Raw genomic sequence first — 17,252 nt, 5'->3', positions numbered from 1 at the left:
GTTCGTGACCGCGGAGGCGGCCGTGGTGCTCCCGGTGCTGGTGGCGTTCACCATGGCGTTGGTCTGGGGACTGCTCGCGATGGCCGCGCAGCTCCAGTGCGTGGACGCCGCGCGCACCGGCGCCCGGGCGGCGGCCCGTCAGGACGCCCCGGACGCGGTGGTTGCGGTGACGCGTGAGGCGGCACCGGACGGCGCGAAGATCACCGTGGCCAGGGAGGGGGAACAGGTGCGGGTGACGGTCGTGGCGAGACCGCCGGTGCTGTCCGGCCTGCCCTTCGAGGTGCGGGAGGAGGCCGTGGCCGCGGCGGAGGACACCGTGGGCGCCGGGCCGCCCGCCGCCTCCGCCGCGCCTGCCGCGCCCGCCGGGACGGGGGTGGGGGCGGGACCATGAGAGACCGTTTCCCGGGCCGCTTCCGGAACTTCTCGGGCCGCCGCGATTTCCCGGGCCGCGGCCGCGACCAGGGGTCCGCGACCGTCTGGAGCGTCGCCGCCATCGCGGTGCTGTGCGTGGTCTTCGGCGTTCTCTTGGCCCTCGGGCAGGCCCTCGTCGTCCGGCACCGCGCGGCCGGCGGTGCCGATCTCGCGGCGCTCGCGGCGGCGGACCACTGGGCGGACGGCACCACGGGGGCCTGCGCCCGGGCCGACCGGGTGGCGCGGGCCCAGGGGGCACGTCTGGTGCGGTGCGCGATCGTGGGGGAGACCGCGGACGTGACGGCGGCGTCCGGCCAGGGGCCGTTCGCGGCGGAGGTCAGATCGCGGGCGGGACCTGCCGGACCGGCTTCCCCTCTCCCGGTTTCTCCCCTCCCGGATCCTCTTCCTCCGGTTTCTCCTGCTCCAGGTCCTCCAGTTCCCCTTCCTCCGGCTTCTCCTCCGGAGCCTCCCGCAACAGCACCGTGAGCAGTCGCACCGCGCCCCGCTTGTGCAGTGGATCGTTGCCGTTGCCGCACTTGGGGGACTGGATGCAGGACGGACAGCCGGCGTCGCACTCGCACGAGGCGATGGCCTGGCGGGTGGCGGTGAGCCAGTCGCGGGCGGTGTGGAAGGCGCGCTCCGCGAAGCCCGCGCCGCCGGGGTGGCCGTCGTACACGAAGACGGTGGGCAGGAGCGTGTCGGGGTGCAGGGGGACCGACACCCCGCCGATGTCCCAGCGGTCGCAGGTCGCGAAGAGCGGCAGCATGCCGATCGAGGCGTGCTCGGCGGCGTGCAGGGCGCCGCCGAGGATCTCCGGGTTGATCCGGGCCTCGTCCAGCTGGTCCTCGGTGACCGTCCACCACACCGCGCGCGTGCGCAGCGTACGAGGAGGGAGGTCGAGTTTCGTCTCACCCAGCACTTCACCGGTGATGACACGCCGGCGCAGGTAGGACACCACCTGGTTGGTGACCTCCACCGAGCCGTAGCACAGCCGTCCCGCGCCCCAGGGGACCTCGGTGTCCGTCTCCAGGACGGAAATCGACGTCGTGTCGCGGGCGACCGTCGAGTACGGCGGATCGGCCTGCTCGACCAGGGCGACGGAGTCCTCCAGGTCCAGGGAACGCACCAGATACGTAAGGCCCTGGTGCAGGTGGACGGCGCCCTCGTGCACCGTCGAGTGCGCGGCCGAGGCGTCCACGGTGCCGAGGAGGCGTCCGGTGCCGGCCTCGACGACCTGCACCGGCCGGCCGCCCTCGCCACGGATGTCGGTCAGGTCGGCGGCGCGTTCCCGCCGGGTCCAGTGCCAGGCCTTCGTACGGCGGCGCAGCAGCTTCGCGGCCTCCAGCTGCGGCAGCAGCTCCGCGGAGGCGGGCCCGAACAGCTCCAGGTCGTCGTCGGTCAGCGGGATCTCCGCGGCTGCCGCGCACAGGTGCGGGGCGAGGACGTAGGGGTTGTCGGGGTCGAGGACGGTGGATTCCACCGGCTGGTCGAACAGGGCCTCGGGGTGGTGGACCAGGAAGGTGTCCAGCGGGTCGTCGCGGGCGACCAGCACCGCCAGGGCGCCCTGGCCGGAGCGGCCCGCCCGGCCCGCCTGCTGCCACAGGGACGCGCGCGTGCCCGGGTACCCGGCGATCACCACGGCGTCCAGGCCGGAGACGTCCACACCGAGCTCCAGGGCCGTCGTGGCGGCCAGCCCGAGGAGCTCGCCGGAGTGCAGGGCACGCTCCAGCGCGCGGCGCTCCTCGGGGAGGTAGCCGCCCCGGTAGGCGGCGACACGCCGGGTGAGGGAGCGGTCGACCTCGGCCAGGCGTTCCTGGGCGATCACCGAGATCAGTTCGGCCCCGCGCCGGGAACGTACGAAGGCGACGGAGCGGACGCCCTGCACGGTGAGGTCGGTGAGCAGGTCGGCCGTCTCGGCGGTGGCGGTACGGCGGACCGGGGCGCCCTTCTCGCCGTGCAGCTCGGTCAGCGGGGGCTCCCAGAGGGCGAAGACGAGTTCCCCGCGCGGGGAGGCGTCGTCGGCGACCTCGACCACCGGCAGTCCGGTCAGCCGGCGGGCGGCCACGGACGGCTCGGCGGCGGTCGCCGAGGCCAGCAGGAACACCGGGGAGGCGCCGTAGCGGGCGCACAGGCGGCGTAGCCGGCGCAGGACCTGGGCGACGTGGGAGCCGAAGACGCCCCGGTAGGTGTGGCACTCGTCGATGACGACGTACTTGAGCGCCTTCAGGAAGGAGGCCCAGCGGGGGTGGGAGGGGAGGATGCCGCGGTGCAGCATGTCGGGGTTGGTCAGGACGTAGTTGGCGTACTGGCGGATCCACTCGCGTTCCTCGAACGGAGTATCGCCGTCGTACACGGCCGGGCGAATCGCGGAAGCCAGCGGTTGTGAAAGTTCCTTCACCGAACGGCACTGGTCGGCCGCGAGGGCCTTGGTCGGGGCCAGGTACAGGGCGGTGGCGCCGCGGCCGTTCGCCGCCTCCGAGCCGTCCAGGAGTGTGGACAGCACGGGGACGAGGTAGGCCAGGGACTTGCCGGACGCCGTGCCGGTGGCGACGACCACCGAGTCGCCGTCCAGGGCGTGCTCGGCGGCGAGTGCCTGGTGGGCCCAGGGGTGCTCGATGCCGCACGCCTGTACGGCGGCGATCACCTCCGGGCGAATTCGATCAGGCCAAACGGCATGGCGACCCGCGCGCGGGGGCAAGTGCTCCGTATGAGTGATGCGCGAGGCCCGGCTCGGTCCCGAGGCGAGCCGGTCCAGGACCGTGCCCGGCGAGAACCGGGACACGGGTTCCGCCGGGGGTCGATCGGTTCGGTGATTCTTGGCCATCGGCACCGAGTGTGTCACTGGCGTGACGGACAATGGAGCCAAGGCGTCGTGCACGCCTGCCGGTAAGTGATTGAATGCCATCGCGGCTGGCGATGCGTCCCGGGGGCCGCAAGCCGAGGTGCCCGAGGGACGACCGCTCGATAGCAAGGTGCTGGAGGATCCGTGGACCTGTCCCTGTCGACCCGTACCGTCGGCGATCGTACGGTCGTCGAGGTCGGTGGCGAAATCGACGTATATACCGCGCCCAAGTTGCGCGAGCAGCTGGTCGAGCTGGTGAACGACGGGAATTTCCACCTCGTCGTCGACATGGAGGGCGTGGACTTCCTCGACTCCACCGGTCTCGGCGTGCTGGTCGGCGGCCTGAAGCGGGTGCGTGCCCATGAGGGCTCGCTGCGCCTGGTCTGCAACCAGGAGCGCATTCTGAAGATCTTCCGCATCACCGGTCTCACCAAGGTGTTCCCGATTCACACCTCGGTCGAGGAAGCGGTGGCGGCAACCGACTGACTCGGGTGACCGACCGGTCTCGGTCACCGGCCGGTCCCGGGCCGACGACACGCCGCGGAGCCGCTGAGGCGGCCCGGAGCGTGGCGGCGAACCCGGGCCGCCGGCCGGACCGAGCCGTCGAGGTGCTGCGGGGCCTGGGCCTCGTGTGCCGTCGACCCGGTCGCCCGGTCGATCCGGTCCGTCCGCTCCCGGGTGTCGATCGCCCGGGCGGAAGAAGATTCATCAGGGGGCTCGGGCTCTCGACGGCCCGGCCCCCGACCGCAGCCCGATGTTCCGAGGGGGATGCATGGCCACCGTCGAACTCCGCTTCAGCGCGCTGCCCGAGCACGTCAGGACCGCCCGGCTGGTGGCGGCAGCGGTGGCGCGCAGGGCCGGGGTGGACGAGGCCGTCCTCGACGAGGTCCGGCTCGCCGTGGGCGAGGCCTGCTCCCGTGCCGTCGGACTGCACCAGAGCGTCGGCATCACGGCGCCGGTGAAGGTGGCCTTGATCGAGGAGGAGAAACAGTTCTCCATCGAGGTCGGCGACGAGGCACCGCACGCGGTCCCGGGGACGTCCGCCGGAGCCGCCCCGGATGCGGACGTGGAGGCCGACGAGGACGAGATGGGCCTGGCGGTCATCAGCGGCCTCGTCGACGACGTGGAGGTCAGCACCGGGGAACATGGCGGGCTGATCCGCATGACCTGGCCGACCACACCGCCGGCCGTCGCACTCGCCTGAACGACCCCGCATCACCCGAAGGGCCCTGCTCAGCAGGGTCCTTTTGTGTTGTCGCCCTGCGCTGGCGTCACCCGGTGTCCTGTCTTATTGTCGACACACGCCGGAATTCGTGAACGAATTCACGATCAACCGCCGATAATTTGATCAAGCGTCAATGCTTTTGAGGCATTACCGCTTTCGGGTTCTGTGGCGCGATGTCGATCATTTGCTGAAGAGCAGGTGAAGGCCAATTCCGTTTACCGCGCTCTGTTTAGATCAGGTTCCGGTACCTAGAATCCGTCCACATCTTGAGCTCAGCCCAAGCGTCAAGGAGGACGAATGGCGGGGCTTTCTACCCCTCATCAGCTGGACCACCCCACAACCTTCGCAGCCGCAGTCCTGACCGACGACAACCGGATCATCGTGGCGGTCATCGCGGCCGTCGCGGTGGCCGCGCTCGTGGTCGCGGGCGTCCTGGTGCGCCAGGTGCTGGCGGCAGGCGAGGGCACCGACAGCATGAAGCAGATCGCGGAAGCGGTCCAGGAAGGCGCCAAGGCCTATCTCGGCCGGCAGCTGCGCACGCTCGGCGTATTCGCCGTCCTCGTGTTCTTCCTGCTCATGCTGCTGCCCGCGGACGACTGGAATCAGCGTGCCGGACGGTCGGTGTTCTTCCTGATCGGTGCCGTGTTCTCGGCGGTCACCGGCTATATCGGCATGTGGCTCGCCGTGCGCAGCAATGTGCGCGTAGCCGCGGCGGCCCGGGAAGCGACTCCGGCGGAAGGTGAGCCGGAAAAGGATCTCACCACCGTCTCGCACAAAGCCATGAAGATCGCTTTTCGCACGGGCGGCGTCGTCGGCATGTTCACGGTGGGGCTCGGCCTGCTGGGCGCCTCCTGTGTGGTGCTGGTGTACGCGGCCGACGCGCCGAAGGTGCTCGAGGGCTTCGGCCTCGGCGCCGCCCTCATCGCCATGTTCATGCGTGTCGGCGGCGGCATCTTCACCAAGGCCGCCGATGTCGGCGCCGACCTGGTCGGCAAGGTCGAACAGGGCATTCCGGAGGACGATCCGCGCAATGCCGCGACCATCGCCGACAACGTGGGCGACAACGTCGGCGACTGCGCGGGCATGGCGGCCGACCTCTTCGAGTCGTACGCCGTGACCCTGGTCGCCGCGCTGATCCTCGGCAAGGCGGCGTTCGGCGACTCCGGGCTCGCCTTCCCGCTGCTGGTGCCCGCGATCGGCGTGCTCACCGCGATGATCGGCATCTTCGCGGTCGCCCCGCGCCGTTCCGACCGCAGCGGGATGTCCGCGATCAACCGCGGCTTCTTCATCTCCGCGGTGATCTCGCTGGCCCTGGTGGCGGCGGCGGTCTTCACCTACCTCCCCGCCAAGTACGCCGACCTCGACGGCGTCACCGACGCGGCGATCAAGGGCAAGGACGGCGACCCGCGGATCCTCGCCCTCGTCGCGGTGGCCATCGGCATCCTGCTCGCCGCCGTGATCCAGCAGCTCACCGGCTACTTCACCGAGACCAACCGCCGTCCCGTGCGGGACATCGGCAAGACCTCGCTCACCGGCCCGGCCACCGTCGTCCTCGCCGGTATCTCGGTCGGTCTCGAATCGGCCGTCTACACCGCCCTGTTGATCGGCCTCGGCGTGTACGGGGCGTTCCTGCTCGGCGGTACGTCGATCATGCTGGCCCTGTTCGCGGTGGCCCTGGCCGGCACCGGCCTGCTCACCACGGTCGGCGTGATCGTCGCCATGGACACCTTCGGTCCGGTCTCCGACAACGCGCAGGGCATCGCCGAGATGTCCGGTGACGTCGAGGGCGCGGGCGCGCAGGTGCTCACCAACCTGGACGCGGTCGGCAACACCACCAAGGCCATCACCAAGGGCATCGCCATCGCCACCGCCGTGCTGGCGGCGTCGGCACTGTTCGGGTCGTACCGCGACGCCATCACCACCGGCGCGCAGGACGTCGGCGAGAAACTGTCCGGACCGGGCGCGCCGATGAGCCTGATCATGGACATCTCCCAGCCCAACAACCTCGTCGGCCTGATCGCGGGCGCGGCGGTCGTCTTCCTCTTCTCGGGGCTGGCGATCAATGCGGTGTCGCGGTCGGCGGGTTCCGTGGTGTACGAGGTGCGGCGGCAGTTCCGCGAGCACCCCGGGATCATGGACTTCAGCGAGAAGCCGGAGTACGGCAAGGTCGTCGACATCTGCACCAAGGACGCCCTGCGGGAACTCACCACGCCCGGTCTGCTCGCCGTCATGGCGCCGATCTTCATCGGCTTCACGCTCGGCGTCGGTGCGCTCGGCTCGTACCTGGCGGGCGCGATCGGCGCGGGCACACTGATGGCGGTGTTCCTCGCCAACTCCGGCGGTGCCTGGGACAACGCCAAGAAGCTCGTCGAGGACGGCCACCACGGCGGCAAGGGCAGCGAGGCCCACTCGGCGACGGTGATCGGCGACACGGTCGGCGACCCCTTCAAGGACACCGCCGGTCCCGCGATCAACCCCCTGCTGAAGGTCATGAACCTGGTGTCGCTGCTCATCGCGCCCGCGGTGATCAAGTTCTCCTACGGAGAGGACAAGAACATCGGCGTACGGATCGCGATCGCGGTCCTCGCGTTCATCGTGATCGTCGGAGCGGTGTACGTCTCCAAGCGGCGCGGCATCGCCGTGGGGGACGAGGAGGGAAACGCGGAGCGGGTGTCGAAGTCGGCTGATCCTGCGGTGGTTTCGTAGGCCGTCTTACGGATGCCCTGGTCAAGGGGCGGGCGGAGGGCGCGCGTTGGCGCGCCCTCCGCCCGCTTTCACGTGTGTGCGCCGCCTCACCGTGAGCCTTCTCTCATGGTTCAAACAGTCCTAATACGGTCTTAACGGATGTTATTACTGGGGCGTCCGCCGTCCGGCGTGTAGATTCCGGGGGCCGAGAGCCATGGAAGGGACCAAACCGGTGAACAAGAAGCTCGCGGCCGCGCTGTCCGGCGGTGCGGTACTGGCAGTGGCGTTGACGGGATGCAGTAGCGGCGGCGACAAGGGCAACCCGAAGCTGGACGCGTGGGCCAAGCAGGTCTGCGACGCGGTGCCGGCACAGGACGCCAAGATCAAGGCCGCCAACGCCGCCATCACGAAGACCGCCTCGGACACCTCCAACCCTCCGGCGACCATCCAGAAGACCGACTCCCAGGCCTTCCAGGACATGTCCGACGGCTACAAGGCGCTCGCGTCGGCCATCAGCGGCGCCGGGGCGCCTCCCGGGGTCGACAGCGGCGCCAAGCGGCAGCAGGACGCCGTGAAGAACCTCAACGACCTCTCCGCGGCCTACGCCGACCTGAAGAAGAAGGTCGACGCGCTGGACACGAAGAACCAGGGCAAGTTCGCCACCGGGCTGCACGACATCGCGACCCAGATGACGGATCTCCAGAAGCAGAGCCAGAGCGGTACCACCGCGCTTCAGAACCTGGAGCAGGGCGACGTCAAGGACGCCATCGCCAAGCAGGCGAGCTGCAAGAAGGTGTCCGCCTCGGCCTCGGCGCCGACGGCCGCGGGCTGAGCCCGGCCCGCGGGTCACAATGGGGGGCGTGAGTAACGCCACTGTGCCCTCCCTGCCGTCCGCCGACCGCCCCGACGTCGCCGCCCGGCTGCGCGACGCCCTGCTCGGCGCCTCCTTCACCGCCGACGGGCTGCTCGAGCTGCTCGGCGCGCCCGCGTACGCGGCGCTGGCCCGCAGCGAGACCGTGCCCGCGCTCCGGGCGACCCGCGGCGACACGCCCCTGGAAGCGCTTGTACGGCTGTTCCTGCTACAGCAACCGGTGCCGCACGCGCGCGTGGCGGACGTTCTGCCCGTCGACGAGTGCCTGGAGAGCGGCTGGCTGACGCGCCCGGGGGGTGCCGCCGGGAGCGACGTCGCCGCGACCGTCGACGTGCGGCCGTACGGCGGGCCCGGCGGCGAGGACTGGTTCATCGTGTCCGACCTGGGGTGCGCGGTCGGCGGCGCGGGCGGCATCGGCAGCCGTGAGGAGGGCGTCGTCCTCGGTGTCGGCGGCGCGTCCACCACCCTCGCGGGCATCACCGTCCGCACCCCCGTCAACGCGGCGCTCGACCTCGGCACCGGATCCGGCATCCAGGCGCTGCACGCCGGCCGGCACGCCACGCGCGTGACGGCGACCGACCTCAACCCGCGCGCGCTGCACATCACCGCGCTGACCCTCGCACTGTCCGGCGCCCCCGCCGCCGACCTGCGCCAGGGCTCGCTGTTCGAGCCCGTCAAGGAGGGGGAGACGCACGACCTGATCGTCTCCAACCCGCCCTTCGTGATCTCGCCCGGCGCCCGGCTGACGTACCGCGACGGCGGGATGGGCGGGGACGATCTGTGCCGCTCGCTCGTTCAGGGAGCGGGGGAACGGCTGAACGAGGGCGGGTTCGCGCAGTTCCTCGCCAACTGGCAGCACGTGGAAGGGGAGGACTGGCAGGACAGGCTCAGGTCGTGGGTGCCGCGCGGATGCGATGCGTGGATCGTGCAGCGCGAGGTGCAGGACGTCACGCAGTACGCCGAGCTGTGGCTGAGGGACGCCGGTGACCACCGGTCCGGCCCGGCCGAGTACCAGGCGCGGTACGACGCCTGGCTGGAGGAGTTCGAGGCGCGCAAGGTCAAGGGGGTGGGCTTCGGCTGGATCACGCTGCGCAGGACCGGGGCCGCCGAACCCTCGGTCACCGTGGAGGAGTGGCCGCACCCGATCGAACAGCCGCTCGGGGAAACGGTCCGGGCTCACTTCGAACGCCTCGACTACCTGCGGGAGCACGACGACGCTGCGCTGCTCGCCGGGCACTTCAAGCTCGCCGCGGAGGTGGTCCAGGAGCAGGTCGGGCTGCCCGGCGCCGAGGACCCGGAGCACGTGGTGCTGCGCCAACACCGCGGGATGCGCCGCGCCACCAAGGTGGACACGGTCGGCGCCGGCTTCGCGGGCGTCTGCGACGGCACCCTCAGCGCGGGCCGCATCCTGGACGCCATCGCCCAGCTGATGGGCGAGGACCCCGTGATCCTGCGCGACCGCACACCGGCACAGATCCGGCTGCTGGTGGAACAGGGGTTCCTGGAGCCGGCGGGCTGAGACCGGGGCCGGGTGCCTGCGACGGGCCGAGGCGCTGGGCCGAGGTTGTTGGGCGCCCGAGCTGCTGGGGCGAGGTCGTTGGGCTTCCGCGGGACCGAGATCGTCGGGGCCGTGGTCGCAGGGCCGGGGCCGCTGGGTCGAGGGCGTAGGGCGCCGGGGCCGCTGGGCGAGGGCGTGGCGCGGGGTTCTCGCCGGGGTCAGGTCAGGGCATCGGGCCGAGGCTGTACGGCCAGCGGACCGGGTCCGGCTGCCTGGAGGTGCCGCCGGGCCGAGGCCGAGACCGGCGGGCCTGGGTGCCGGGCCGAGGCCACCGGCTCGTGTGGGCATGCGGCCGAGGGCTCAGGGGCCGGGTGCGTCGGGATGCCCGGCCGAGCCCGGTCGGTCGAGCGCGGGCGGACTGAGGGCCGGACCAAGGGCTGCCCGGCTGAGGGCCGCAGGGAGCCCGATGACTCCGAGGCGCCCCACCCACGCGTCCCACGTGTCCGGGCACCGCGGTGCCGCGGGCCACCGGCCGCCCCGATCCGACCCGCCAGGTACGAGGGCTGGCGTCGCGGGTCCCAGGACGCGAACCAACCGAACCGAGCCTCGCCGAGCCGACGGGCCGCCGACCCGACGCCCCCACGGGCTCGGCCCCGCCTGCCAGGCCCGCGCGCCCGGCCCACGCGCCCCCACCAGTCGGCCGTCGGCGGCCTGAGCCCAGCCCACTGCCCGCCCCGGAACCCCCGGAACCGCAGCCGTCGGAAACCGGCCAAGAAGTGGGGGAATCGGATTCCGGCGTTCCCGGGGTATGCCGACGGCAAGTAATCGACCGGAAAAAAATATCTCCGCCCCGACCGCCCCGAGGCGCGCGAAGGGGCGCGCGGAGTGTTGTCGGCCCGGTGTTCACCTCTGGTTCGCCCGCCCGCCGCCCGGACGTGTCACTCTCCCCGCGCTGGGCACTCGCAGACGGCAGACAAGGGGCGCACGGGGTCATGGAGAGCGGACCGGCGATCTTCGCGGGAGCGGTGTTCGCCCTGTTCGGAGCCGCACTGCTGGTGTGGACCGTCACCCGGGTCCGGCGCGGCGAGCCGGTCGCCCTCGGTGTGAGTCAGGTCGCATCCGCGACCCTCGCGGGCCTCGCCGCAGTGATCGCGCTGGGCCTCGGAACGTACTGCCTGACCCGCCTGTGAAGGCGGCCCGCAGCATGTCGTCCCAGTAAGGGGAGCGTCACGCTCCGGACAGGGACGGGCGGTCGGCTGAGGACTCCGGGCGGCAGGAAGGGCGGTAGTCGGGTTACCGTTCGAGTGGCCGTTGTGAGCTTTTCCCGTTTGACACGGGGGCGGGATGTACCGTCACACTCCGCAGCGTCACTAGAGCGAGCCACAGAGCAACGCCACGCCCCCTGGACCAAGGTCTGGGGAGGCCCCAGCGTCGACCGGAGAGAAGAGCGAAGTTGTCCCCGACCAGCGAGACCGCACAGGGCGGCCGCCGACTCGTCATCGTCGAGTCGCCTGCCAAGGCGAAGACGATCAAGGGCTACCTCGGCCCCGGCTACGTCGTCGAAGCGAGCGTCGGGCACATCCGCGACCTCCCCAACGGCGCCGCGGAGGTGCCGGAGAAGTACACCGGCGAGGTCCGCCGCCTCGGCGTGGACGTCGAACACGACTTCGAGCCGATCTATGTCGTCAACGCCGACAAGAAGGCCCAGGTCAAGAAGCTCAAGGACCTGCTGAAGGACTCCGACGAACTCTTCCTGGCCACCGATGAGGACCGCGAGGGCGAGGCCATCGCGTGGCACCTCCTGGAGGTCCTGAAGCCCAAGGTCCCGGTCAAGCGGATGGTGTTCCACGAGATCACCAAGGACGCGATCCGCGAGGCCGTCGCCAACCCGCGCGACCTCAACCAGCGCATGGTCGACGCCCAGGAGACCCGCCGCATCCTCGACCGCCTCTACGGCTACGAGGTCTCGCCGGTGCTGTGGAAGAAGGTCATGCCGCGCCTGTCGGCGGGCCGCGTCCAGTCCGTCGCCACCCGGCTCGTCGTGGAGCGGGAACGCGAGCGCATCGCGTTTCGTTCCGCCGAGTACTGGGACCTGACGGGGACCTTCGCGACCGGCCGCGCCGGTGACCCGTCGGACCCGTCGTCGCTGGTCGCCCGCCTCCAGACCGTCGACGGCAGGCGCGTCGCGCAGGGCCGCGACTTCGACTCCCTGGGACAGCTCAAGAGCGCGAACACCCTCCACCTCGACGAGGCGAACGCCCGCGCCCTCGCCGCCGCCCTGGAGAACACCCGCTTCTCCGTGCGGTCCGTCGAGTCCAAGCCGTACCGCCGCTCGCCGTACGCTCCGTTCCGTACGACGACGCTCCAGCAGGAGGCCAGCCGCAAGCTCGGCTTCGGCGCGAAGGCGACCATGCAGGTCGCTCAGAAGCTGTACGAGAACGGCTACATCACGTACATGCGTACGGACTCCACGACCCTGAGCGACACGGCGGTCTCCGCCGCCCGCGCCCAGGTCACGCAGCTGTACGGCGCCCAGTACCTGCCGGACACGCCCCGCACGTACGCCGGCAAGGTCAAGAACGCGCAGGAGGCGCACGAGGCGATCCGGCCCTCGGGTGATCGTTTCCGCACGCCCGCCGAGACCGGTCTGACCGGCGACCAGTTCAAGCTGTACGAACTGATCTGGAAGCGGACCGTCGCCTCCCAGATGAAGGACGCCACCGGAAACAGCGTGACCGTGAAGATCGGCGGCACCGCCGCCGACGGCCGGGACGTCGAATTCAGCGCGTCCGGCAAGACGATCACCTTCCACGGCTTCCTGAAGGCCTACGTCGAGGGCGCCGACGACCCGAACGCCGAGCTCGACGACCGCGAGCGCCGCCTGCCGCAGGTCGCCGAGGGCGACGCGCTGAGCGCCGAGGAGATCACGGTCGACGGGCACGCCACCAAGCCCCCGGCCCGCTACACCGAGGCCTCGCTGGTCAAGGAGCTGGAAGAGCGCGAGATCGGCCGCCCGTCGACGTACGCGTCGATCATCGGCACGATCCTCGACCGCGGCTACGTCTTCAAGAAGGGCACGGCCCTGGTGCCGTCCTTCCTGTCCTTCGCCGTGGTCAACCTCCTGGAGAAGCACTTCGGGCGGCTCGTCGACTACGACTTCACCGCCAAGATGGAGGACGACCTCGACCGCATCGCGCGCGGCGAGGCGCAGGCCGTGCCGTGGCTGAAGCGGTTCTACTTCGGCGAGGGGTCGGTCACGGGTGCCGCGGCCGACGCCGGCAACGGCGACGGGGACCACCTCGGCGGCCTCAAGGAGCTGGTGACCGACCTGGGCGCGATCGACGCGCGCGAGGTGTCGTCGTTCCCCGTGGGCAACGACATCGTGCTGCGGGTCGGCCGGTACGGCCCGTACATCGAGCGCGGCGAGAAGGACACCGAGCAGCACCAGCGCGCGGACATCCCCGACGACCTGGCGCCGGACGAGCTGTCCGTCGAGCTCGCGGAGGAGCTGCTCGCCAAGCCGAGCGGTGACTTCGAGCTGGGCGCCGACCCGGAGACCGGTCACCAGATCATCGCCAAGGACGGCCGCTACGGCCCGTACGTCACCGAGGTGCTCCCCGAGGGCACCCCGAAGACCGGCAAGAACGCCGTCAAGCCGCGTACGGCCTCGCTGTTCAAGTCGATGTCGCTGGACACGGTCACGCTCCAGGACGCCCTGAAGCTGATGTCCCTGCCGCGTGTCGTCGGCGCGGACGCGGAGGGCGTGGAGATCACCGCGCAGAACGGCCGCTACGGCCCGTACCTGAAGAAGGGCACGGACTCGCGGTCCCTCCAGTCCGAGGACCAGATCTTCACGATCACGCTGGAGGAGGCGCAGGCGATCTACGCCCAGCCGAAGCAGCGCGGTCGCGCCGCCGCCAAGCCGCCGCTGAAGGAGCTGGGCGAGGACCCGGTCAGCGGCAAGCCGGTCGTGGTCAAGGACGGCCGCTTCGGGCCGTACGTCACCGACGGGGAGAGCAACGCGACCCTGCGCTCCGGCGACAGCGTCGAGACGATCACCCCGGAGCGCGGCTTCGAGCTGCTCGCCGAGAAGCGGGCCAAGGGCCCCGCCAAGAAGACGGCGAAGAAGGCGCCCGCGAAGAAGGCCGCTCCGGCGAAGAAGACCGCGGCCAAGAAGACGGCCGCGAAGAAGACCACCACCACCGCGGCGAAGAAGACGACCACCGCCAAGAAGACCACCGCCAAGAAGGCGACGGCTTCCAAGACGGCGGAGGACTGACGCCACACCGACGGCGGAGGACTGACGCCACATCCACACGACCCGCACGAACACTTCGCGAAAAGAACGCCCCGGCATCACTTTGGTGTCGGGGTGTGCGCACGTCCGGACGGCCACGGCGGGCTGTCGTCCCCTGCCGATAGGCTGAAAGCATGACGCGAGCCGAGCAGCCAACGGCCCAGAACCCGGCCCCCGACGACACCCTCGTGGCGGACTCCCGTGAGCGCGCGGTCCGTGCGCTGCTGCGCCGGCCCGAACTGAGGCGGCTGTGGAGCGCACAGCTCGTGAGCGGTGTCGGTGACACCCTCGCGCTCCTCGTCCTGGTCGTCCTCGTCCTTCAGGCGGCGATCACCGAAGGCTCGTTCGGCGGTGGCTACCGAGGCGTGGCGTTCGCAGTGGCGACCGTCTTCGCGGCGCGGATCCTGGCGACCCTCCTCTTCGGAGCCGTCCTCCTCGGACCGCTCACCTCGCTCACCTCCCAGGAGGGGCCGCTCGACCGCCGCTGGACCATGGCCGGCGCCGACGGGCTGCGCGCCGCGCTGCTGATCGTCGCCCCGCTGTGGATCGACTGGACTCCCGCCAACGCGCTGGCCGTCCTGCTGGTGACCGCCTTCCTGATCGGGGTCGCCGAACGGTTCTGGACGGTGTGCCGGGAGAGTGCGGCCCCCGCGCTGCTGCCCGCCCCGCCCCCCGAGGGCGCGACGGTGCGGCCGCTGCCCGACCACATGGACGCCCTGCGCCGCCTGTCGCTGCGCACCAGCTTCGTCGCGATTCCCCTGGCCGCCGTGGCCCTGGTCGTCGCCTCGCTGTTCAACAACCTGCTGGGCGCCGGGATCGCCTGGTTCGCCCAGCACCAGGCGGCCCTCGGGTCGTACGTGGCGGCCGGGCTGTTCGCCGCCTCCCTGTCCGTGCTGACCTCCCTGGAACTGCCCGCCACGCGCACCCCCCGCGCGCGGTCCCCGCTGGAGGGACTGCGCCGCCCCAAGACCGGCACGGGTGTCGACAAGGGCCGCACGAGCGCGCTGCCGCTGCTCGTCCTGGCCTGCGCCGCCGTCGCCGGAGCGATCTCCGCCGCCGTGGCCGTGGCCGTGCTGCACGCCAAGGACCTGGGCGGCGGCCCGGTGCTGTACGGGCTGCTGGTGCTCGCACTGACCGGCGGGGTCGTCGTCGGCATCCGTACGGCGCCCTCCCTGCTGCCCTCGCTCTCCCGCCGCCGGATGCTGGCGCTGGCGATCGCCTTCACCGGCATCGCGCTGCTGGCCGCCGGGCTCGTCCCGGACGTCACCAGCGTGCTGCTGATCTGCGCGCTGGCCGGCGTCGGCGCGGGTGTCGCCGCCAACACCGGGCACACCCTCCTCGACCAGGAGACCGAGGAGTACCGCCGGCCGCGCACGACCGAGCACCTGCACGCGGTCGTACGGGTCTTCGTGGCGCTCGGCGCGCTGATCGCGCCCCTGGTGGCGGCGCTCATCGGCCCGCACCGGCTGGAGAACGGCAAGTTCGTGTTCGCGCACGGCGGCGCCGCGTTCACGCTGATGCTGGTCGGCGCGCTGCTGCTGCCGGTGGCCGCGCTGGTGCTGGCCAAGGCCGACGACCGCTCCGGAGTGCCGCTGCGGCACGACCTGCGGGACGCGCTGCTCGGCGGCGACGACCCCGCCACCGTCCCGGCGGGCAACGGCTTCTTCATCGCCCTGGAGGGCGGCGACGGCGCCGGCAAGTCCACCCAGGCCGAGGCGCTCGCCGAGTGGATCCGGGCCAAGGGCCACGAGGTCGTGCTCACGCGGGAGCCCGGGGCGACCCCGGTGGGCAAGCGGCTGCGGTCCATCCTGCTGGACGTGTCGTCGGCGGGCCTGTCGCACCGCGCGGAGGCGCTGCTGTACGCCGCCGACCGCGCCGAGCACATCGACACCGTCGTACGGCCCGCCCTGGAGCGCGGGGCCGTCGTCGTCTCCGACCGGTACATCGACTCTTCGGTGGCCTACCAGGGGGCGGGCCGCGACCTGTCCCCGACCGAGATCGCCCGCATCAACCGCTGGGCGACCAACGGCCTCGTACCGCACCTCACCGTCCTGCTCGACGTCTCGCCGGAGACCGCCCGGGAGCGGTTCACGGAGGCCCCGGACCGGCTGGAGTCGGAGCCGGCCGAGTTCCACGCGCGCGTGCGGGCTGGTTTCCTCGCGCTCGCCGCGTCCGACCCCGGCCGCTACCTGGTCGTCGACGCCGGCCAGGAGCCCGAGGCCGTCACGACCGTGATCCGGCACCGGCTCGACACCGTGCTCCCGCTGTCCGAGGCGGAGATCAAGGCCCAGGAGGAGGCACGCAAGAAGGCCGAGGAGGAGGCCCGCCGCAGGGCCGAGGAGGAGGCCGCCCGCAAGGCCGAGGAGGAGCGTCTGGAGCGCGAGCGCCAGGAGCAGCTCGCCAAGCTGCGCGCCGAGGAGGAGGAGCGCAAGCGGCGCGAGCTGGAGGAGGCGCAGCGCCGGGAGGCCGAACGGCAGGCGGAGGAGGCCCGGCAGCGGGCCGAGGAAGCGAAGCGCCGCGCCGAGGAGGAGCGGCAGCGGCTGCTCGCCGAGGAGAAGGCCCGCGCCGAGGAGGAGGCCCGTCGCCGGGCCGAGGAGGAGCGGCGGCGCCAGGAGGCCGAGGAGCAGGCCCGGCTGCACGCCGAGGCCGAGGCACGGCGTCTGGAGAAGCAGCGCAGGGCCGAGGAGGCGCTGCTGCGTGCCGAGGAGGCCCGCAGGGCGGCCGAGCGGGCCGCGGCCGAGGCGCAGGCCGGTCCGCGCCCGGTGGTGCCCGACGCGGCCGTGGCGCCGCCGGAGGCGCTGACCGTGCCCACGCCCGTCGTGACGCCGAAGAACGCGTCGGGCGGTCCGGTGGAGGAGACGGCCGTGCTGCGGCCCGTCCGGGACCGGGACGCCGACTCCGAGGTGACGGCGGAACTGCCGCAGCCGCCGGTGCCCTCCGGGGCGGCGGACGAGACGGCGGTCCTGCCGCCGGTGCCCTCCGGTGCGGCGGACGAGACGGCGGTCCTGCCGCCGGTGCCCTCCGGTGCGGCCGATGAGACCGCCGTACTGCCGCCGGTCGCTCCGGGTCCGGCGGACGAGACGGCCGTGCTGCCGCCGGTGCGGAACACGGATCCCGCGGACCGGATGCCGAAGGGGTTCTTCCGCGACGAGCGGGCGGCCGCGGACCCCGACGGCTCCGGCGACCGGACCCGGGAGCTGCCGCAGGTCGACGAGGACGGGGCGCCCCGGCGGCGGGAGCGGCCCGACTGGGCCGAGGAGACGCCGCTGGACGACCTGCCGTCGCTGGCGGACGAACTGCTCGGACCGCACCGGGAGGACGAGGGCCCCGACGAGGGGCGGGGGCGCCGGCGGGGCCGGGGGCGCTGAGCGCCTCCTCGCCGACTGCCGACCGGGCCGTTGTCAGTGCCGCCCCGCACAATGG

Annotated in this window: 10 protein-coding genes and 1 pseudogene; 10 read left to right on the top strand and 1 reads right to left on the bottom strand. The window is 72.0% G+C overall.

Annotated elements, in window-relative coordinates; all coding sequences use genetic code 11:
• Window positions 1–4: 4 nt before the first annotated feature.
• Window positions 5–391: a TadE family type IV pilus minor pilin gene (locus ACFY01_RS20950; protein ID WP_390737214.1), complete on the top strand. Its 387-nt coding sequence runs from the start codon at window positions 5–7 to the stop codon at window positions 389–391.
• Window positions 388–708, top strand: a pseudogene (locus tag ACFY01_RS20945) (Rv3654c family TadE-like protein); the annotation flags it as partial. The gene ACFY01_RS20950 and the pseudogene ACFY01_RS20945, both read left to right, overlap by 4 nt.
• Window positions 709–748: 40 nt before the next feature.
• Here ACFY01_RS20945 and ACFY01_RS20940 read toward each other — a convergent pair.
• On the bottom strand, window positions 749–3,316 hold the full coding sequence (locus ACFY01_RS20940; protein WP_390737213.1) for a DEAD/DEAH box helicase: 2,568 nt from the start codon (window positions 3,314–3,316) through the stop codon (window positions 749–751).
• An 81-nt stretch (window positions 3,317–3,397) separates the two neighbouring features.
• Here ACFY01_RS20940 and bldG point away from each other — a divergent pair, with 81 nt between their 5' ends.
• The 8 genes from bldG (at window position 3,398) to tmk (ending at window position 17,197) form a co-directional block, all read left to right on the top strand.
• A complete protein-coding gene (gene bldG / locus ACFY01_RS20935) occupies window positions 3,398–3,739 on the top strand; it encodes an anti-sigma factor antagonist BldG (protein ID WP_010986038.1) in 342 nt (113 codons plus the stop codon).
• Between the two features lie 286 nt (window positions 3,740–4,025).
• The gene (locus ACFY01_RS20930) at window positions 4,026–4,457 is read left to right on the top strand and encodes an ATP-binding protein (protein WP_390737212.1); all 432 of its coding nucleotides are present in this window, start codon (window positions 4,026–4,028) and stop codon (window positions 4,455–4,457) included.
• Between the two features lie 318 nt (window positions 4,458–4,775).
• On the top strand, window positions 4,776–7,184 hold the full coding sequence (locus tag ACFY01_RS20925) for a sodium-translocating pyrophosphatase (protein WP_390737211.1): 2,409 nt from the start codon (window positions 4,776–4,778) through the stop codon (window positions 7,182–7,184).
• Window positions 7,185–7,377: 193 nt separating this feature from the next.
• Window positions 7,378–7,995 (top strand): small secreted protein, encoded by a 618-nt coding sequence (locus tag ACFY01_RS20920; RefSeq protein WP_390737210.1) that lies wholly within the window; start codon window positions 7,378–7,380, stop codon window positions 7,993–7,995.
• 19 nt (window positions 7,996–8,014) lie between these two features.
• Entirely contained in the window at window positions 8,015–9,553 is a 1,539-nt protein-coding gene (locus tag ACFY01_RS20915) for a methyltransferase (RefSeq protein WP_390737209.1), read from the top strand.
• A gap of 971 nt (window positions 9,554–10,524) precedes the next feature.
• Window positions 10,525–10,722 (top strand): hypothetical protein, encoded by a 198-nt coding sequence (locus tag ACFY01_RS20910; protein WP_361797876.1) that lies wholly within the window; start codon window positions 10,525–10,527, stop codon window positions 10,720–10,722.
• 263 nt (window positions 10,723–10,985) lie between these two features.
• Window positions 10,986–13,811: a type I DNA topoisomerase gene (gene topA, locus ACFY01_RS20905; protein ID WP_390737208.1), complete on the top strand. Its 2,826-nt coding sequence runs from the start codon at window positions 10,986–10,988 to the stop codon at window positions 13,809–13,811.
• 152 nt (window positions 13,812–13,963) lie between these two features.
• Window positions 13,964–17,197 carry a dTMP kinase gene (gene tmk / locus ACFY01_RS20900; RefSeq protein ID WP_390737207.1) on the top strand — a complete coding sequence of 1,078 codons (3,234 nt, stop codon included), beginning with the start codon at window positions 13,964–13,966 and terminating at the stop codon, window positions 17,195–17,197.
• The last annotated feature ends 55 nt before the right edge of the window (window positions 17,198–17,252 follow it).

It is taken from the genome of Streptomyces sp. NPDC001480 (assembly GCF_042894725.1).
In the GTDB taxonomy this organism is placed as follows: Bacteria; Actinomycetota; Actinomycetes; order Streptomycetales; family Streptomycetaceae; genus Streptomyces.
This window is presented reverse-complemented; position numbering and strand designations above follow the sequence as displayed.